Here is an 18,583-nt window from a genome sequence, read left to right as displayed (position 1 = left end):
TATGGCCCGTTCATGCTGACCTTCATCGCCAGACGCCTGCTGATCGCGATCCCGACCCTGTTGCTGGTGTCGGTCTTCGTGTTCACGCTGCAAAAGCTCCTTCCGGGCGACCCGGCCCTGGTCCTTGCCGGAGAGGACCGCAATCCGGAGGTGCTTGCCTTCATTCGCGACAAATACCGGCTGAACGATCCGATCCTCTACCAATATGCCTACTGGCTCGGCGGCCTCGTGCAGGGCGACCTCGGCGTCTCCCTGCGCACCAACCAGCCGGTGCTGCAACTCATCCTCGACAAGCTGCCGGTCACCATCCAGCTCGCGGTGATGGCGATGATCATCGCAATGGCGATCGGCATTCCCGCCGGCATCCTGTCGGCAGTGAAGAAAGGCGGCCCCATCGACTACATCGCCAATTTCGTCGCCCTGTCGGGCCTGTCGATCCCGAATTTCTGGCTTGGAATCATGCTGATCCTGCTGGTGTCGGTGGAACTCGGCTGGCTGCCCGCCTCCGGCTACACCTCGCCGTTCCAGGATCCGGTGCGCTCGTTCCAGACCATGATCATGCCGGCCTTCGTCCTTGGAACCGCGCTTGCCGCGACCTTGATGCGCCACACGCGCTCGGCCATGCTCGGCGTTCTCAAGGCCGACTATGTGCGCACCGCCCGCGCCAAGGGGCTGGGCGAGCGCATCGTCATCCTCAAACACGCCTTCCGCAACGCGCTGCTGCCCATCGTCACCCTCGGCGCGCTGCTGTTCGGCGAGTTGCTGGCCGGCGCGGTGCTGACGGAACAGATCTTCACCATTCCCGGCTTCGGCAAGCTGATCGTCGACGCGGTCTTTACCCGCGATTACGCGGTCGTGCAGGGCGTCGTCCTGTGCACCGCCGCCGGCTTCATCCTGATGAACCTCATCGCCGACGTGCTCTACTTCCTGCTCAACCCGCGCATGAGGGCAACGCTGTGACCGCGCCCGCTCTGCTCACCGGAGCCGATGACGGCGACCTGCCCGCACGCGGCGGCAGCCGCGCCTGGAAGAAGCTGAAGCGCAACAGGAGTGCCCTGTTCGGCTTCGTACTGGTCGCCTTCTTCGTCGCCATCGCCGTGCTGGCGCCGATCCTGCCGATCGCCGACCCGGCTGCCACGAGTTGGTCGGCGATCCGCAAGCCGCCGTCCGAGCTCTATTGGCTCGGCAGCGACGAAATCGGCCGCGATCTCCTGTCGCGCATGATCTGGGGCGCCCGCGCCTCGCTCCTCGCAGGCGTCGTCTCGGTACTGCTCGCGGTCGCTGTCGGCGTACCCTTCGGCCTCCTCTCCGGCTATTTCGGCGGTTGGACCGACCAGATCATCTCGCGCATCACCGACGCGCTGCTGGCGACGCCGTTCCTGATCCTTGCCATCGCGCTTGCCGCCTTTCTCGGGCCCAGCCTGACCAATGCGATGATCGCCATCGGCCTGTCGGCAACACCCATCTTCATCCGCCTGACCCGCGGTCAGGTGCTGTCGGTCAAGACGGAGGACTATGTGGAGGGCGCGAGGGCCATCGGCCTTTCCGACATTGCGATCATGTGGCGCTACATCCTGCCGAACGTCTTCGCGCCGGTGCTGGTGCAGGCGACGCTGACTGTCGCGACCGCCATCATCGCCGAGGCGAGCCTGTCCTTCCTCGGTCTCGGCCAGCAGCCCCCAGACCCGAGTTGGGGGTCGATGCTGAACGTCGCCAAGAATTTCATGACCCAGGCGCCCTGGATGGCGTGGTGGCCGGGCGCCGCCATCTTCCTCGTCGTCCTCGGCTTCAACCTGCTCGGCGACGGCTTGCGCGACGCGCTCGACCCGCGCGAGAGCTGACCCGAGCTTCGGCCCGGCACCAAAACGGAAAACCCCCAAGGGAGATCGGATGTCCACCTTCACCACCAGACCGGAAATCCGGGGCACGTTCGGCGTCGTCACCTCGACCCATTGGATCGCCACCGCCGTCGGCATGAGCATTCTGGAAAAGGGCGGCAATGCCTTCGACGCGGCGGCCGCAACCGGCTTCGTGCTGCAGGTCGTCGAACCGCATCTCAACGGCCCCGGCGGCGACCTGCCGGTGATCCTGCATGATGCCGCAAGCGGCAAGATGGAGGTGATCTGCGCGCAAGGTCCGGCCCCGGCGGGCGCGACCATCGACCACTATCGCCGCGAAGGCCTGTCGCTGATCCCCGGCGACGGGCTGCTGGCCACCGTCATTCCCGGCGCTTTCGACGGCTGGATGCTGATGCTGCGCGACCATGGGCGGCTGCCGCTGCGCGACATTCTGGAGCCGGCGATCCACCATGCGCGCAGCGGTCATCCGATGCTGGCACGCGTCTCCGCCACCATCGCCGGCCTTGCCGGCTTCTTCGAGAAGGAATGGCCCACCTCACACGCCACCTGGTGTCCGGGCGGCAGGGTGCCGGCGACGGACGAACTGTTCTGCAATCCGGCCCTTGCAGACACCTGGGAGCGGCTGCTGAGGGAAGCGGAGACGAAAAGCGGCCGCGAGGCGCAGATCGAGGCGGCGCGCAATTGCTTCTATCGCGGCTTCATCGCCGAGGAGATCGCCGCCTTCGTCGAAAAGACCGAGGCGATGGACGCCAGCGGCACGCGGCACAGGGGTGTATTGACCGCCGACGATCTCGCCAACTGGCGCGCGACGACGGAAGCGCCGCTCACCTACGACTATCACGAGTGGACCGTTGCCAAGACCGGCCCATGGGGCCAGGGACCAGTGCTGCTCCAGGCGCTGGCGCTGCTCAAGGGGACAGCCATCGGCGAGGTCGACCCGGTCGGCGCCGACTTCGTGCATCTGGTCGCCGAAGCGATGAAGCTCGCCTATGCCGACCGCGAGGTCTATTACGGAGACCCAGCCTTCACCGACGTGCCGATGGCGCATCTGTTGTCGGACACCTACAATGCCGGCCGGCGGGCGCTGATCGGCGAAACCGCCTCCTTCGACCTGCGCCCCGGCATCGTGCCGGGCTACGAAGCGCAGGTGCAAAAAGCCATGCAGGTGATCGAGGGACTCGGCACCTCGGCCACCGGCGTCTACGAGCCGACCATGGCGCATCTGTCGGAAAAACGCGGCGACACGGTGCACATCGACGTCATCGACCGCTGGGGCAACATGGTGTCCGCCACCCCGTCCGGCGGCTGGCTGCAATCCTCGCCGGTCATTCCGGCACTCGGCTTCTGTCTCAACTCGCGCGCCCAGATGTTCCTGCTGGAGGAAGGGCTTCCGACGTCGCTGGCGCCGGGCAAGCGGCCGCGTACCACGCTGACCCCCAGCCTTGCCCTGAAGAACGGCGTTCCAACGCTTGCCTTCGGCACGCCCGGCGGCGATCAGCAGGACCAGTGGCAGTTGTCGCTGTTCCTGCGCCTCGCTCATCACGACCTCAACCTGCAGGAGGCGATCGACCAGCCGCTGTTCCACACCACCCACTTTCCGGCGTCCTTCTACCCGCGCCAGCGCCAGCCGGGCCATATCATGGTAGAGGAGAGCTTCGGCCGGCCGGTGCTCGACGCCTTGCGCGCGCGCGGGCATGCTCTCGACGTGGCGCCCGCCTGGTCCATCGGCCGGCTGACGGCCGCCCGCCGCGACCCGAGCGGGTTGCTGCGTGCCGCCGCGACGCCGCGGCTGATGCAGGCCTATGCGGCCGGACGCTGACGGGAGACTGCCTGAATGACCTACTCGATCGTGGCCCGCGACCCGGCCTCCGGCCAGTTCGGCATTGCCGTCGCCAGCCGCTTCTTCGCGGTCGGGGCCATCGTGCCCTATATGGCCGGCGGCATCGGCGCCATCGCCACCCAGGCCTTCATCTCGCCGCTCTACGGCACCGACGGGCTGAAGATGCTGCAGGCCGGCGCCTCGGCCGAAGAGATTGTGACGGCGATGACCGGCCGCGATGCCGGTTCCCATTCCCGCCAGCTCCATGTGATGGACGCAAAGGGGCGCAGCGCCGCCTTCACCGGAGAGCGGTGCATCGACTGGGCCGGCCACCTGATCGCCGAGGGCGTCTCGGTGGCTGGCAACATGCTGGCCGGGCCGCAGGTTCTCGATGCGACGCTGACGGCCTATCTCGCCCATCCGCAAAAGGCCTTCGCCGATCGGCTGCTCACCGCGATGGAGGCGGGCGAGGCCGCGGGCGGCGACAGGCGCGGCAAGCAGTCTGCGGCTCTGAAGATCGTGCGCGGCGAGGCCTATCCCTGGCTCGACATCCGCGCCGATGACCATCCCGATCCGCTGCCTGAGTTGCGCCGCCTGCTGGCGGTGGCAGGCGAGCGCTACCTGCACGTGGCCGAGAGCCTGCCGACCTCCGACAATGTCTCGGGCATGCTCGATCGCAGCTCCGTCGATCTGAAGATCGCCGAACTGGAGGCCGAGCGGATCCGGGAAGGCCGACCTTCCGCTTCCTTCGCCACGCCGCTGTTCTGAAAGCCGTTGCCGGGCAGGGCAGGCCGGAGTAAGCGCTGACAGACAGCGATGGGCGGAGGATGCGATGGACGAGCGGGAACAGCAGGGGGTGACCGGCGAGCCCTTTCCGCGTTTCGTCACGCTCGCCTCGCATGAGGGGCCGGGGCTCGCCCGCTACCGGGCCTCGCTCGCCCGGTTCGGCATCGCGCCGGACGTCGTGTGGACCGGCAAGCCCTATCCCGGCCATCTTGCCGCAATGCAGATGCTGGGCGCGCATCTGGCGCGCCTGCCCGCCGACGAGCTCGTCGTCTATACCGACGCCTTCGACGTGGTGCTGATCCGCGATCCGGCGGAGCTTATTTCGCGCTACCGCGCTTTCGCAAATCCCATCGTCATCTCGACCGAGCCGGGCTTCACCTGGAAGCTGCCCGGACGGCTTAGCGCCTCCCGCGCCTACCCGCCGGCCGGCGGCAGGAGCGGCATGTATCGCTACCTGAATTCAGGCGGGTATATCGGAACGGCCGGCGCGCTCGCCGCCATGCTCGGCGAACTCGACTATGCCAGCGCCGTCGACTGCGACCAGTCGCTGATCAACAAGTGGTTCATGGAAAACCCCGGTCGCGCCGCCCTCGACTACGATCAGGAGATCTTCGCCAGTTCCGCCTGCCAGTCCGGGCTGGAGCGCAAGCTGTACCGCTTCGATGGAACGCACCTGACCAACACGCGCACGGGCGGCAAGCCGTTCTTCTTCCACTTCCCGGCCGAGAATCGGCTGTGCACGAAGCATGTGCTCGACATGCTCCCCTTCGATCTGCCTCGCCTGCCCGTTCGCCCGCGCGACCGGCGCAAATACATCCTCAACGTGATCGAGAGCCGGCCGACCTTCTGGCTCGACCGGCCGGCCTATCCGCTGGAGGATGTCGTCGGCCTCATCACCTTCCGCCTGCTGCCGGCAGCAGCCCTTACCGGCCTCGGCTATCTCGCCTGGCGCGCCATCGGCTGAGCACCGGCATCCGCGCCTTTACTGCGGGTCCAGCGCCGCCTCGACCTCGATTTCCACCTCGTAGCCACCGATCAGGCTGCCGACGGCGAGCATGGTATTGGCAGGGCGAATCTCTCCGAAGACCCGGCCATGCGCCCTAGAGGGCCCTTCCCAGGCACCGACATCCTGCAGATAGACCCGCGTGCGCACCACATTCTCCATCGAACCACCAAAGGCGGTGAGCGCGGCAGCGATCTTGTCGAGGATATAGGTGGTCTGGGCCTCGGCATCGCCCGGAGCGACGCAATGGTCGGCGCCGTGAGTGGCGGTGGTGCCCGAAACCAGAACGCGGTCGCCGATGCGCATCGCACGACTGAAGCCGGCCAGCGGCTCCCAGATGCTGCCCGACGACAGCCGCCAGCGGTTGGGACGGCCCGGCACTGGTTCCGGCGTATAGACGCTGGGGATCTGGTCAAGATGGTGGCTGAGGTCGCCCGAAGCGGTGAGGAACGGCGGGCGGCGATACTCGTCGCCGCAATCGCCGGGGATCGGCTTCATCGCGCCGAAGGCGTCTTCCAGCAGGGCGCGATCCTCGTCGTCGAGCGCAAAGCCGAAGAGACGGAGATTGTCGGCCCGGTGTTCGCTCTCGCCCACCCGCGCGCCGATGATCACGCCGGCAACGGAGGGCGTTTCCAGCACCCAGCGCGTCGCGACGTTGGAGAGGGAAACGCCGTGCTTGCGGGCGATGCGGTCAAGCGCCGAAAGCAGTCCCTGGAAAGCCTGCCAGCCGCCGGCCGTGTCGATGAAGCGCTTGTACTTCATGCGGCTCCAATCGGCGATTTCGGTCGGCTCCGGCTTGCCGAGCCAGCGCTCGGAGAGGAACCCGCCGCACAGCGTGCCATAGGCGAGAAGCCGTACACCCCGCTCCTGGCACAGGGCGGTCAGGGCTCCGGCGGCGCGCCGGTCGACCACCGAAAAGGACACCTGGTTGGACACGATTGGAAGGTTCTCGGCGATCGCGACGCGAAGGTGCGCGGCGTCGAAATTGGTGACGCCGATCTCGCGGATGAGCCCTTCCTCGCGCAACCTCGCAAGATGCTTGAGGGCATCGAGCCAGCCGGGATGCTCGAAGGTCCACCAGTGGAACTGCAGCAGGTCGACACACGCAACGCCGAGCCGGTCGAGCCGCTCCTGAACGCCAGCCCGCACGGCGTCCTCGCTCATCGGCCCCGGCTCGGGACACCACTTGGTGAAGGCGAGCGGACGCCCCTCCCCTTTGCCATGGCGCGCCAGCAATCGGCCGGCAACGAGTTCCGCATTGCCGTAGTGGTCCGCCATATCGAACGTGGTGAAGCCGGCGGCCGCGTATTCGGCAAGATGGCCGGCGGCCGCTTCCAGATCGACAGGCGTGCCGTCCTTCTCGATGTCGGCGATCTGCCAGAGGCCGGTCAGAATGCGGCTGATCTCCAGGTCGGGGCCGAGTTTGGTGGTTTCGGGGCGGCTGGTCATGTGCGCTCGGATCCTGTCGTGGCGGCGGGTGTGCCGCGCCATCTGTGAAGGAAGGGCAGGCGGCGGCGCGCACTGCCCGGTTCGGGAAGCAGCCCTTGCGGGCGGAACAGAAGGATGGCGCACAAGGCGACACCGATGATGACGGTCTGCAGCGAGGCAGCACGGGCCTGCTCGCCGGCGGGAGCCAAGGCTTCGACCACCGCCGAAGAAGCTGCCCAGAGCGCCCAGACCAGCAGCGCCCCGAGGATGGCGCCGCGATTGTTGCCGGAGCCACCGACAATGAGCATCGCCCAGACCTGGAAGGTCAGCATCGGCAGGTAGTTTTCCGGCGCGATGAAGCCGATGAAATGCGCCTGCGCGGCGCCGCCGAGACCCATGATCGCCCCGCCGAGTGCGAACGCCTCGATCCGGAAGCGGCGCGGGCTCTTGCCGAGCGCCTCGGCCGCCACCTCATCCTCTCGAATTGCCCTCAGCACCCGCCCCCAGGGACTTCTCGCCAGATGCTGGAGCATCAGGTAGAGGCCGAACACTACGGCGACGAGCAGCGCCAGATTGGCAAGCGAAAAGGCGAGCGACCGGCCGGCCAACTCGCCAAAGGGGCGCGGGATCAGGCTGATGCCGAACGGTCCGCCCGTGACGCCTTCGAGATTGAGCACGGCAAGCTGGATGGTCACGGCGATGCCGAAGGTCGAGATGGCAAGGTAGTCGGCGCGCAGACGGATGGTCATCCAGCCGATCAGCGCCGACAGCACCCCGGAGGCGACGAAGGCGCCGAGCCAGCCGATCACGATCGGCAGCTCGAACCCGCCGAGCCGCCCCTCCACCGGCGGCGAGGTCAGCAGCGCCGAGGCATAGGCCCCGACGGCGACGAAGCCGGCGACGCCGACATTGAACAGGCCCGTCTGGCCCCACTGCACATTGAGACCCAGCACGATCACCGCATAGGTCAGTGCAACCGCGAGGAAGAAGGCGCAATAGGCAAGGAGTTCCAGGCTCATGTCGCCCTCCCGAACAAACCGGTGGGGCGCAGCACCAGAACGACCGTGATCACGGCGAAGGCAACCGCCGCCCGCCATTCGGCGCCTATTGTCTGAACGGCCAGCGCCTCGCACAGACCGACGATCAGCCCGCCGAGCATGGCACCCGGCACCGAGCCGATGCCACCGAGGATGACGGCGGCGAACAGCGGCAGCAGCAGGTCGAAGCCCATATAGGGGCGAATCTGCACCAGCAGACCCGACATTGTGCCGGCGGTGCAGGCGAGCGCACCGCCGATGATCCACACCGCCCGCACGATCTTCGCCGTATCGATGCCGACGACGCCAGCCAGCGCCGGGTTCTCGCTGACCGCACGCATGGCGCGGCCGAGATCCGTGCGGGTGAGCAGCAGGTGAACGGCGATCACCGCCACGAAGGCGAGGCCGATCAGCAAGAGCTGGTCGGGCGTGGCGCGGATGCCGCCGGGCAGCGGCATCGCGATCTGCAACTCGCGGGAATAATAGGCAGGCTTCGAGGTGTAGAGGAATTCCAGCAGGCTGCGCAGCGCCATCGACGCACCGAAGCTGGCCATCACCACGATGATCGCCGTCGCCCCGCGCCGGCGCAGTCTCGCAAACAGCAGGCGATCGACGAGAAGCGCCAGCAGCGCGGTGCACGCCATCGCCAGCAGGACGGCGAGAATCAGCGCCGCCGACACGCTGAACGGATCGAGCGGGGCAAGGCTAGCGCCCGATACCGCACCGATGGCAAGCGACAGGATCAGCGAGAGATAGGCGCCCCAACTGACCAGCTCTCCATGGGCGAAATTGGCAAAGCGCAGGATCGAGTAGGTCAGCGTCAGGCCAACCGCTCCAAGGCCGATCATCGCCCCGGCAAGCAGGCCCTCAAGCAGGATCTGGCCGCTCATCGCGCACCCTCCCCGGCGGTGGCGGCGCCGTCCGCATGGGCGCCAAGGAACAGGCGGCCGATATCCGGATCGGCAGCAAGGTCCGCCGCCGGAGCATCGTGGCGCAGCAGGCCGTCGACCAGGATCACGGCACGCGAGGCAATCGCCAGGGCCGCCCGCACATTCTGCTCCACCAGGAGGATCGGCACGCCGCTGCGATTGATCTCGGTGAGCCGCTGGAACGTTTCCGACACCGCCTTCGGCGAGAGCCCCGCCGAGGGCTCATCGAGGATCAGTACCTTCGGCTCGACCAGCAACGCGCGGGCGGTGGCCAGCATCTGGCGCTGACCGCCCGACAGACCGCCGGCGATGGCACCCGGCCGGCTTGCAAGATCCGGATAGGCCGCAAGCATGGCATCGATCCGCGGCTGGCGCTCCGCCTTGGGCAGGACCGCGGCGGCGACCTGCAGATTTTCGCGGATCGTGAGCGTGGCGAAGATGTTCTCCGTCTGCGGCACGAAGGCCAATCCCTTGCGCACCAGCGCATGGCGCGGCTCGTCCGTGATCTCCTCGCCGGAGAGATGCAAGGTGCCGCCATGCAGTGGCACCAGCCCGGCAATCGCCTTGACGAAGGTCGACTTGCCCGCGCCGTTCGGCCCAAGCACCGTGACGAACTCGCCAGGCGCCAGAGTGAAGTCGACCCCCTTGACGATGGGCAGATCCGGCTCGTAGCCGGCAACGAGGCCACGGGTCGCAAGTGGAGACGCGGGCGAGGCTGGCATGGCCGTCATGTCGAGCCCTCCGGCAGAACCTCGCCGAGATAGGCTTCCGTCACCTCGCGATTGGCCATGATCTGCGCCGGTGTTCCGGCCGCCAGTTCCCGCCCCGAGGCCATCACGACGATCCGCCCGCACAGGCGGGCGATCATGTCCATGTTGTGCTCGATCAGGAGGATGCTGACACCCATTCGGTTGATCTCGACAATCCGGTCGATAATGACATCGAGCAGCGCCGGATTGACGCCGGCGGCCGGCTCGTCGAGCAGGATCACCGCCGGTTCGGCCATCATCACACGGGCAAGCTCCAGCAGCTTGCGCTGGCCGCCGGACAGGACGCGCGCCGGCTGGTCGACGAGATGGCCGAGGGTCACGAAGTCGATCAGCGCCTTCGCCCGCTCGCGTGCCGCACGCTCCTCAGCCCGCACCCTGCCGGGCTGCAGGAAGTTGCGCAGGATGCTCTCGCCGGTCTGGTTCTGCGCCGCCGCCATGACATTGTCGAGGATGCTCATGCCGGCGAAGGGGCGCGGGATCTGGAAGGTGCGCCCCAGGCCCATCGACAGGCGTCGCGCCGCCGGCTGACGCTCGATCCGCTCGCCCTTGAGACGGATCTCGCCGGCATCCGGCTTGAGGCTTCCGGCGATCAGGCTGAAGAACGTGGTCTTGCCGGCACCGTTCGGCCCGATCAGCCCGACGATCTCGCCCGCATGCAGGTCCAGAGACATGCCGTCCACCGCTCGGTTGCCGCCGAAGCGCCGGGAAACGCCTGTCGCCGACAGGACCGGGAACGGTCCACTGTTCGCCGCACGCGCCGTCCCCTCCCCGTTGCTGCCGACTGACTGCAAGGATCCGCTCCTTATCCCGGCGCCCGGCGGCGGGGTCTTTTCGCCTCTGTCTGTCGTTCACCCCGTGAGCATCCGACAGTCGCCAAAGGACCGCCTCGCGATCCGTGATGTTTGATCAAACATATCTTGATCACAGATCGCGTTTGATTGTAAAGATGGTCCAGACAGGTTTTGGCAGGCGCCGACGGTGCCGCGACGACCGCCTTGCCGGGCGATTCCGTCGGCATGGCGGCTCTCGCACAGCGCAAGATCTGCCCCGAAGACGGAAAACCAGGGAGGAGGCCGTGGCTGCAAGGACGGCGAGCGGACTGCTGCGCGTGGCGGGCGCCATGCCGGGAACCGATGCCGGCGAGAGCGACGACGCGCTCGCCCCGCTCAATCCGGTCGGCCGCCGCACGGTGCAGGACAGCGTCTATGACGAGTTGCGCCGATCCCTGATCCAGGGCCTGTTCGATCCCGGCGAGGTCCTGCGGATCGTCGACGTTTCCAACCGCCTCGGCACCAGCACCATGCCCGTGCGCGAGGCGCTGGCCCGACTGATCTCGGAACAGGCGCTGGAGGCGATGCCCAACCGCTCCGTTCGCGTTCCCCTGATCTCCCGCGACAGGCTGGAGGATCTGGCCCGCGCCCGGGCGCTCATTGAAAGCGAGGTGATCGCCCTCGCCATGCCCAATGTCACCGACGCCCTGGTCGAGGACCTCGTGCGCCTGACCGACGCCTGCGACGCCGTTCTGGCGACCAGGGGACGCGAGATCTCGGGTGAGGCGGCGGACCTCAATCACGCCTTCCACTTCACTCTGTATCGGGCGGCCGGCTCGCAGGTGATGATCCCGATCATCGAAAGCCTGTGGCTGCAGTCTGGCCCGTATCTGCGCGCCTCCGCCCGCCTGTTCGATGCCGCCGTCGACCGCTCCGCCACCCATTTCCACCGCGAGATCATCGAGGCGGTCACGCGCCGCGATACGCCGGGGGCGCAGGCCGCGCTCAGGGCCGATATCGGCCGTGCCTTCGACATCCTGCGCAAGCACCTGACCGAAACCGGCGAGGAAGCCCAATGAGCAACGAAGCGGACGACGACAGCTTCGAGCTCTATGATCTGCGGGTCGAAGCAGTGATGCCGGAGGGCGGCGGCAAGGTCTATTGCGGCGCAAAGCCGGGCGACCATTTCGAGCTGCGCGGCGAGATGCTCTACCTGCCACCGGGCCAGGGCTTCTCGATCTATTCCATCGCCGCCGTGCTGCCGCTGCTGGCAGCCAAGCAGCGCCCGAGCCATCCCAACGACTGGATGACCAGCGACGCGGATGTCGCCTGCCCCGACCCCAACTGCGCCAGCCGGCTGCGCATCACGCGGCTCGGCCGGCGCCGTTTCTCCCACGCGGCGACGACCGCCGTCCCCCTTCCAAACGACGCTGGCGGCAGCGCAACCGGCGGGTGACCCCGTGACCTCGATGGAACGCCATGTCCTGAAGGACGATCACGTCATCTCCCGTGTCATCCGTGGCGGCTGGCAGCTCGCCGGCGGCCACGGCGCCGTCGACCGTAACACGGCGATCGACGACATGATCGCCTTCGCCGATGCCGGCATCACCACCTTCGACTGCGCCGACATCTACACCGGCGTGGAAGAGCTGATCGGCGCCTTCCGCACGCGCTACCGCGATATGCGCGGAGAGGAAGCCCTATCCCGCATCTGCATTCACACCAAGCTGGTGCCGGACCTCGATCGACTGATCGGCATCGACCGCGCGCATGTCGAGGAACTGATCGATCGTTCGCTGACGCGGCTGCGCTGCGAGCGGCTGGACCTCGTCCAGTTCCACTGGTGGGACTACAACGCCCCCGGCTGGCTGGACGTCGCCCTGTGGCTCAAGGAGCTTCGCCAGACCGGCAAGATCCGCAATATCGGCGTCACCAATTTCGACAGCGACCATGTCGCCGCCATGCTGGCCGCGGGCGTACCTCTGGTCTCGGCGCAGGTGCAGTATTCCCTGCTCGACACGCGCCCTGCCAAGCGGCTTGCCGGCATCGCCCGCGACAACAGCATGTCCTTTCTGTGCTACGGCACCGTCGCCGGCGGCTTCCTGAGCGAGAACTGGCTTGGCCGGGCGGAGCCGGCGGCGGAGCTCGAGAACCGCTCGCTGGTCAAATACAAGCTGATCATCGAGGACTTCGGCGGCTGGGATCTGTTCCAGGCGCTGCTTGCCGCCCTCAAGCAGATCGCCGACAAGCACGGCACCGACATCGCCAGCGTTGCCAGCCGCTGCGTGCTCGACCGCGATCAGGTCGGTGCGGTCATCGTCGGTGCGCGCAACCGGGCACACCTTCCCTCGAATCTCGGCCTTTGCGATATCGCCCTGGATGCCGACGACCGAGCAAGGATCGCCGCGGTGCTCGCCTCCGCCCGCGAGCTGGACGGCGATGTCTACACGCTGGAGCGCGACCGCCACGGCCGCCACGGCCGCATCATGAAATACAACCTCAACGACGAGAAGGCCGCATGATGGGAGCGGGCAACATCGGCGCTGCCGCCGCGCGCGAGATCATCGCCCGGCACGCGTTCTTCGTCGACTGGTTCGCCGGCCGGCTCGAAGACAGCGCCTTTGCCGCCGCGCTTGCTGCCTTCGAACCGGACTTTCATCGCATCGGCCCGGACGGCGCCCTGCAGGACCGCGAAGGCCTGGCATCGATGCTGTCCGCGGCAAGGGGGCGGTTTGCTGAGGGTTTCGCAATCGCCATCGAGGATATCGCGGTGCTGCGCGAGACCGGCGACGATGCCCTCGTGATCTATGTGGAACGGCAGGAGCTCGGCGGAAGGACCACCTTCCGCCGGGCCGGCGCGCTGTTCTCCAGGAATGCCGGCGCTCCCCTGGGGGTGGCGTGGCGCTTCGTCCAGGAAACCTGGATCAAGGACCGCACGGACGGACAACCGGCGGCAGAACAACGAGAAGGGGAACAGCAATGAGCAAGTTGAAATGGACTTCCGCGCTTGCCGGCGGCGTCCTCGCCGCGCTGGCGGCAGGTCCGGCGGCACAGGCCTGCGAGGTCACCATCGGCCTCGTCCTCGAACTCACCGGCCCCGCCGGCCAGTACGGCCAGGCCGGCGCCAAGTCGGTCGAGATGGCCTTCCGCGACCTCAACGAGGCCGGCGGCGTTCTCGACGGCTGCAAGCTGGTCACCGACACCCGCGACAGCCAGAGCCAGGGCAATGTCGCCGTGGATCAGGCGACGCAACTCGTCAACATCAAGAAGGTGCCGGTCATCATCGGCGGCATCATCTCCTCGGTATCGATTCCGATCCTGACCTCGGTCACCGCACCCGCCGGCGTCGTCCAGGTCTCGCCCGCCTCCTCCTCGCCGACGCTGACCCAGCTCGCCCGCGACGGCAAGAGCGGCGGCTACTTCTTCCGCACGATCACCTCCGATGCTCTCCAGGGCACCGCGGCAGCGAAATACGCCATCGACCAGGGGCTGAAGAAGCTCGCGATCATTCATGTGAACAACGACTTCGGCGTCAACATGGTGCGGGAGTTCTCCTCCGCCTTCGAAAAGCTCGGCGGCACCATCACCTCCGTCACGCCCTATAACGAGAAACAGGCGAGCTACTCGGCGGAAGCGTCGGCCGCGATGGCGGGCGAGCCGGACGCGCTCTATCTCGTCAGCTACCCGGTCGACGGGGCCACCATCGCCCGTGCCTGGATCTCGCAGGGCGGACCGCAGACCTTCCTGCTGAACGACGGCATGAACTCCACCGACTTCATCGAAAGTGTCGGTGCGAAGTTCCTGGAAAACGCCTTCGGCACCTCCTCGGGCACCACGCCGACCAAGTCGACGGAGTATTTCTACGGCGCCTACAAGGACGTCTCCGGCGGCATCGAACCGAGCGCTCCCGCCGCCGACCGCTCCTACGATGCCGGCGCCATCGTCGGCCTCGCGATCGCCAAGGCAGGCACCGCCGAAGCCGCCGAGATCAAGGCCGCGATCCCGCAGGTGGTCGCCGCCGATGGCGAGCCGATCTTCGCGGGCAAGGACGAGTTCGCCAAGGCGCTCGAACTGATCAAGGCCGGCAAGCCGATCAAGTACGAAGGCGTCATCGGGCCGGTCGGCTTCGACGAATACGGCGACATCACGGGCCCCTTCCGCCTTTGGCGGATCTCGTCCGGCGAGGTCACGACCGTCGGCCAGATGTCGGCCGAAGACGTGATGGCCCTCAAGGACGAGTTGGTCGGCAAGTAGGCCCGTCCGGTCGCACCTCATGACGTCGAAGGGCCCGCGCCATGCCGGTGCGGGCCCCACGCCGTTTATCGCTCCGACCCTGTTTCAGGCAGCAAGCCCGAGGATCGCCCGCGCTTCGGCAACGCTCGCCGGGTGGCGGCCATAGTCCGGGCACAAGTCGACGACGCGCTGCACCAGGGCGGCGTTGGACGGCGCCAGCCGCTCCTTGTCGAGGCGTACATTGTCCTCAAGGCCGGTGCGGCAGTGGCCGCCAAGTTCAAGGCTCCAGCGGTTGAGTTCGATCTGGTTGCGGCCGATGCCCGCTCCCGTCCATGTCGCGTCCGGCATCAACCGCCTCAAGGTCTCGACATAGAACTCGAAGACCCTGCGGTCGGCCGGCATGGCATTCTTCACACCCATCACGAACTGGACGTGCAGCGGCGCCTTCAGGCGGCCGTCCTTGACCATCGCAGCCGCCTGGAAGACATGCGACAGGTCGAAGGCCTCGATCTCCGGCTTGACGTTGCAGGCGAGCATTTCGGCCGCCAGCCAATCCACGAGGTCCGGCGGGTTCTCGTAGACGCGCGTCGGGAAATTGTTGGAACCGACCGACAGCGACGCCATGTCGGGGGAAAGCGGCAGCATGCCGCCGCGCGCCTTGCCAGCCCCCGAACGGCCGCCGGTCGACAACTGGATGATCATGCCGGGGCAGTGCTTTTTCAGCCCCTCGACCAGCCGGGCGAAACGCTCCGGATCGGAGGTCGGCGTGCCGTCCTCCTCGCGCACGTGACAGTGAGCGATCGTGGCTCCCGCCTCAAACGCCTCCTGCGTGCTTTCGACCTGCTCGGCGATGCTGATCGGCACTGCCGGGTTGTCGGATTTCTGCGGCACGGAACCGGTGATTGCCACGCAGATGATGCAAGGGTCGGACATGGGAGCACAGACCTCCTGTGGAACATGATCGGCCCGCGGCAAGCCGCAGCCTGACACACCCTCCCGGGCCGGCGTCTCACGAAGGCCGAAAATCTGGCTAGCAGCTTCCCCGAAAAACGGCAAACGGCAAAGTCAGGCCAACCCCCGAGCGGCCGCAAGCGCGTCGCTCGAAACGGTCGGATCGGCGGCTCCCGACCTCACTGCGCTTCGAGCGAGCAGGGCCGGCAGGTCGGAGACCGGAACCGGAGCGCCGAACAGGAAGCCCTGCGCAACACGGCAGCCCGCACCGGTCAGCAGGGCCACCTGTTGCTGGGTCTCGACGCCCTCGACGGTCACCCCGATGTCGAGCCGCGCGGCCAGTTCGAGAATAGAGGTCACGATCGACAGGCTGTGCCGGTCGCTTTCCAGCGAGCGGACGAAGCTCCGATCGATCTTCAGTTCGTCCCACTGGAAGCTGCGCAGATAGGACAGGGCCGAATAGCCGGTGCCGAAATCGTCGAGCGAGATCGAGACCCCGAGCGCCTTCAGCTTCTTCAGCGTCGAAATCGCCCGGCGCGTGTCCTTCATCACGACGCTTTCGGTCACTTCCAGCTTGAGCCGCGATGCCGGCATGCCGAAACGCAGCAGCACGTCGGCGACGGTTTCGGCCAGGTCCTCACGCGCGAGTTGGGCGACCGACAGGTTCACCGCTACCGGCAGATCGTCAGACAGGGAGAGCGTGTCGCGACAGGCCTGCTCAAGGATCCGCTCGCCGATCTCGACGATCCGACCGGAAGCCTCCGCAATAGGAATGAACTCGCTCGGCGGTATCCATCCAAGAACCGGATGCCGCCAGCGGGCCAGCGCCTCCAACCCGACGATGCGCCCCGTCAGCATGTCGACCTGGGGCTGGTAGTGGGTCGCGATATCGCCATCTTCCAGCGCCTGGGTGATGCCCTCCTCGATCTGGCGATGGCGCGTCGCGTCGGCACGCATCGACACGTCATAGAGTTGCACACGGCCTTTGCCGGTCGCCTTGGCGTGGCTCAGCGCGAGATCTGCGTTCTGCAGCATGGCAGCACCACCTTCGCCGTCCTGCGACAGGGCAACGCCGATGGTGGCGTTGACGACGACATTGCCGCCCCCGAGCGCGTGGGCTTCATGCAACCCGTCGATGAGTTGCTTGGCTCGGATCGCCGCCTCCTGCTCACCGCCCGAAACACGCGTGAGCACCGTGAACTCGTCTCCGCCGAGACGCGAAACCACATCGCGCGGATGCCAGTCGGCAACGATGCGGCGCAGTCTGTCCGCCACCGAACGAAGCAGGTCGTCGCCCGAAGCATGGCCGAGAATGTCATTGACCGCCTTGAACCCGTCGAGATCGAGAGCGAGCACGGCAAGGCGCCCCTCTCCCCGACCCTCGGCGGAGGAGAGCGCCTGTTCCAGCGCATCATGAAAGGCAATGCGGTTGGGCAGGCCCGTGAGCGGATCGTGCCGGGCGGCGAATTCGAATTCCCGCGCCGCCTCTTCGGCCACCGCCCGGGCCCGACGCAGGGAGCGGGCCTGAAGGGACATGAACAGCAGCAGCAAGGCGCCGATGCCCACCAGCACTTCCACCAGGATATTCTGAAGCCGCTGCCGCTCCACCAGGGTGCCCCGGATCTCGGCGGCCTCGACCAGATTTTCCGTCAGGGCCTCACCGCCGATCCGGTCAACGATGCCAACGACTTTCTCCAGCACCTGGTCGATGCGCCGCAGGGCGGCTTGATCGGGCAGAGCGAGATAATCGCTTTCGATCGCGGCGACATCACGCCTCAGGTCTTCCATCATCTCCCTGCGCTGCGGCGAACGGGAGACGAATGCGCCAAAGGACCCCGACGACCATGTCTCGATACGGCTGGCCAGAATATTGTAGAACAGCCACGCTTCCTCGGCGTCCGCCAGATCCCCGGTCGCCGCATAGCGGGAGAGCCGTTGCCGGGCGGTGATCGCATCGACGCGCCCGTTCATGCCCGACATGGCGATGTCGTAGCGCATCGACCTGTCCACCGCCCCTCCGGTCGTCAGCACCGCTTCGGCGTGCAGCAGCACCGCGACGACCAGCACCACCAGAACCGTTATCGCCAGATGGCGAAACCGCTCGCCAATGGCAGTCGCACGCTTGAGGAGTTGCGACGGGCTCATCGGCTCACTTCAGCTTGATGCGACGCAACTGCCAGATCGATCGGGAGTAGAAGAGTTCGTTGCGCAACTCCGGAAAGCGGTCGAAGGGGTAGATGACGAAAAGCGGCCCCTTGTCGCGAACGCCGAGATACGCTCCATCGGCCTTGAAAGCGAGAAGCACCCCATAGGCGGCAAGATCGGAGACCGGAATCTCGGCGTAGAAATTGTTGAGGGCAACCCCTTCGATCATTGTCCCCTTGGATCCGACTCGCTGCAGCAGGTCGGACAGCAGGACGCCCTCGAATGTAACGACCTTGTCATGCCAGGGGGTCGATGTGGTTACAGCCGTTACGCCAATGGCCTCCAACTCGGCAATCGTGAAGTCACGCGGACCATTCCCCTCGATGCTGCCTTCCACCGTCAACACGACAGGACTGGCGGCATGGGCCGCTGCAAGCAGCCAGACGCCTGCAGCAATTGACAATAACAACCGCAAAAATGACATGACTCTCTCCGCATCTTGCCTGTTCTTCGATCCATGGCCGCTAGAATGCGCGTTTACACGAATTCAGGCTACGGTTCATCGGATCATATATTACAGGATAGAGGCAAAATTTGGATTAATTACTTTACAAGAAACACTGCATATTAACCATTCATTAACCATTACACGTCGAAGCGGCAGAAATTTCACCATGAAGGCACCCGCTTCAGGAGGCTTCTGCGGAAGAGCGCGCCTCCCGCAAGCACGAGCACCCCGCCGGTTTTTTTCCGGCGGGGTGTTTTGTTTGGGATGTGGGTCTGTTTGAGGGTTTCGGGGTTTCAGGTTTTGAGTTTTGCGACGGCGCGCTTGGCCATGACGGTGATGAGGTTT

19 protein-coding genes are annotated in these 18,583 nt (G+C 66.5%); 10 read left to right on the top strand and 9 right to left on the bottom strand.

From position 1 onward, the window contains the following. Window positions 1-12 precede the first annotated feature (12 nt). The 5 genes from P2PM1_RS19540 (at window position 13) to P2PM1_RS19520 (ending at window position 5,428) form a co-directional block, all read left to right on the top strand. Window positions 13-960, top strand: coding sequence for an ABC transporter permease (locus P2PM1_RS19540; protein WP_186400199.1), 948 nt, complete (start codon window positions 13-15; stop codon window positions 958-960). A gap of 11 nt (window positions 961-971) precedes the next feature. Continuing rightward, complete coding sequence (locus P2PM1_RS19535; RefSeq protein ID WP_186400218.1) at window positions 972-1,841, top strand: ABC transporter permease; 870 nt, start codon at window positions 972-974, stop codon at window positions 1,839-1,841. A gap of 49 nt (window positions 1,842-1,890) precedes the next feature. Then, complete coding sequence (locus P2PM1_RS19530) at window positions 1,891-3,678, top strand: gamma-glutamyltransferase family protein (protein WP_186400198.1); 1,788 nt, start codon at window positions 1,891-1,893, stop codon at window positions 3,676-3,678. Window positions 3,679-3,693: 15 nt separating this feature from the next. Then, on the top strand, window positions 3,694-4,446 hold the full coding sequence (locus P2PM1_RS19525; RefSeq protein ID WP_186400197.1) for a DUF1028 domain-containing protein: 753 nt from the start codon (window positions 3,694-3,696) through the stop codon (window positions 4,444-4,446). Between the two features lie 64 nt (window positions 4,447-4,510). Next, window positions 4,511-5,428 carry a glycosyltransferase domain-containing protein gene (locus P2PM1_RS19520; protein ID WP_186387148.1) on the top strand — a complete coding sequence of 306 codons (918 nt, stop codon included), beginning with the start codon at window positions 4,511-4,513 and terminating at the stop codon, window positions 5,426-5,428. An 18-nt stretch (window positions 5,429-5,446) separates the two neighbouring features. Here the strand turns inward: P2PM1_RS19520 and P2PM1_RS19515 are convergent, their stop codons facing one another. From P2PM1_RS19515 to P2PM1_RS19495, 5 genes are read right to left on the bottom strand one after another with little or no spacing between them, the layout of a single operon-like run. Then, a complete protein-coding gene (locus tag P2PM1_RS19515) occupies window positions 5,447-6,916 on the bottom strand; it encodes an aldo/keto reductase (protein WP_186400196.1) in 1,470 nt (489 codons plus the stop codon). After that, the gene (locus tag P2PM1_RS19510; protein ID WP_186394551.1) at window positions 6,913-7,914 is read right to left on the bottom strand and encodes a branched-chain amino acid ABC transporter permease; all 1,002 of its coding nucleotides are present in this window, start codon (window positions 7,912-7,914) and stop codon (window positions 6,913-6,915) included. Before P2PM1_RS19510 ends, P2PM1_RS19515 begins: the two co-directional genes overlap by 4 nt. Next, a complete protein-coding gene (locus tag P2PM1_RS19505; RefSeq protein ID WP_186400195.1) occupies window positions 7,911-8,822 on the bottom strand; it encodes a branched-chain amino acid ABC transporter permease in 912 nt (303 codons plus the stop codon). The genes P2PM1_RS19510 and P2PM1_RS19505 overlap by 4 nt, the downstream gene beginning before the upstream one ends. Continuing rightward, the gene (locus P2PM1_RS19500) at window positions 8,819-9,592 is read right to left on the bottom strand and encodes an ABC transporter ATP-binding protein (RefSeq protein WP_186400194.1); all 774 of its coding nucleotides are present in this window, start codon (window positions 9,590-9,592) and stop codon (window positions 8,819-8,821) included. Before P2PM1_RS19500 ends, P2PM1_RS19505 begins: the two co-directional genes overlap by 4 nt. Beyond that, complete coding sequence (locus tag P2PM1_RS19495; RefSeq protein ID WP_186387143.1) at window positions 9,589-10,302, bottom strand: ABC transporter ATP-binding protein; 714 nt, start codon at window positions 10,300-10,302, stop codon at window positions 9,589-9,591. Before P2PM1_RS19495 ends, P2PM1_RS19500 begins: the two co-directional genes overlap by 4 nt. A gap of 404 nt (window positions 10,303-10,706) precedes the next feature. On the opposite strand from P2PM1_RS19495, the gene P2PM1_RS19490 reads away from it, so the two are divergent. The 5 genes from P2PM1_RS19490 to P2PM1_RS19470 are packed head-to-tail and all read left to right on the top strand — an operon-like array spanning window position 10,707 to window position 14,655. Further along, window positions 10,707-11,480, top strand: coding sequence for a GntR family transcriptional regulator (locus P2PM1_RS19490; RefSeq protein ID WP_244301574.1), 774 nt, complete (start codon window positions 10,707-10,709; stop codon window positions 11,478-11,480). Then, window positions 11,477-11,857 carry a TIGR04076 family protein gene (locus P2PM1_RS19485; protein WP_186400193.1) on the top strand — a complete coding sequence of 127 codons (381 nt, stop codon included), beginning with the start codon at window positions 11,477-11,479 and terminating at the stop codon, window positions 11,855-11,857. Before P2PM1_RS19490 ends, P2PM1_RS19485 begins: the two co-directional genes overlap by 4 nt. Before the next feature lie 13 nt (window positions 11,858-11,870). Further along, window positions 11,871-12,923 carry an aldo/keto reductase gene (locus P2PM1_RS19480; RefSeq protein ID WP_186400217.1) on the top strand — a complete coding sequence of 351 codons (1,053 nt, stop codon included), beginning with the start codon at window positions 11,871-11,873 and terminating at the stop codon, window positions 12,921-12,923. Further along, window positions 12,920-13,384 carry a DUF4440 domain-containing protein gene (locus tag P2PM1_RS19475; RefSeq protein ID WP_186387141.1) on the top strand — a complete coding sequence of 155 codons (465 nt, stop codon included), beginning with the start codon at window positions 12,920-12,922 and terminating at the stop codon, window positions 13,382-13,384. Before P2PM1_RS19480 ends, P2PM1_RS19475 begins: the two co-directional genes overlap by 4 nt. Next, window positions 13,381-14,655 (top strand): ABC transporter substrate-binding protein, encoded by a 1,275-nt coding sequence (locus P2PM1_RS19470; protein WP_186400192.1) that lies wholly within the window; start codon window positions 13,381-13,383, stop codon window positions 14,653-14,655. The genes P2PM1_RS19475 and P2PM1_RS19470 overlap by 4 nt, the downstream gene beginning before the upstream one ends. An 84-nt stretch (window positions 14,656-14,739) precedes the next feature. Here the strand turns inward: P2PM1_RS19470 and P2PM1_RS19465 are convergent, their stop codons facing one another. The 4 genes from P2PM1_RS19465 to P2PM1_RS25265 form a co-directional block, all read right to left on the bottom strand. After that, window positions 14,740-15,567: a 3-keto-5-aminohexanoate cleavage protein gene (locus tag P2PM1_RS19465; protein WP_186394556.1), complete on the bottom strand. Its 828-nt coding sequence runs from the start codon at window positions 15,565-15,567 to the stop codon at window positions 14,740-14,742. A 132-nt stretch (window positions 15,568-15,699) separates the two neighbouring features. Next, entirely contained in the window at window positions 15,700-17,730 is a 2,031-nt protein-coding gene (locus tag P2PM1_RS19460) for a bifunctional diguanylate cyclase/phosphodiesterase (RefSeq protein WP_186400191.1), read from the bottom strand. A 4-nt stretch (window positions 17,731-17,734) separates the two neighbouring features. Further along, window positions 17,735-18,214 (bottom strand): molybdopterin-dependent oxidoreductase, encoded by a 480-nt coding sequence (locus tag P2PM1_RS19455; protein WP_186387137.1) that lies wholly within the window; start codon window positions 18,212-18,214, stop codon window positions 17,735-17,737. A 90-nt stretch (window positions 18,215-18,304) separates the two neighbouring features. Beyond that, window positions 18,305-18,583: hypothetical protein (locus P2PM1_RS25265; RefSeq protein ID WP_208985347.1), on the bottom strand; the 279-nt coding region annotated here is incomplete at its 5' end.

The organism is Stappia sp. P2PMeth1 (assembly GCF_900185735.1).
Classification (GTDB): domain Bacteria; phylum Pseudomonadota; class Alphaproteobacteria; order Rhizobiales; family Stappiaceae; genus Stappia.
This window is presented reverse-complemented; position numbering and strand designations above follow the sequence as displayed.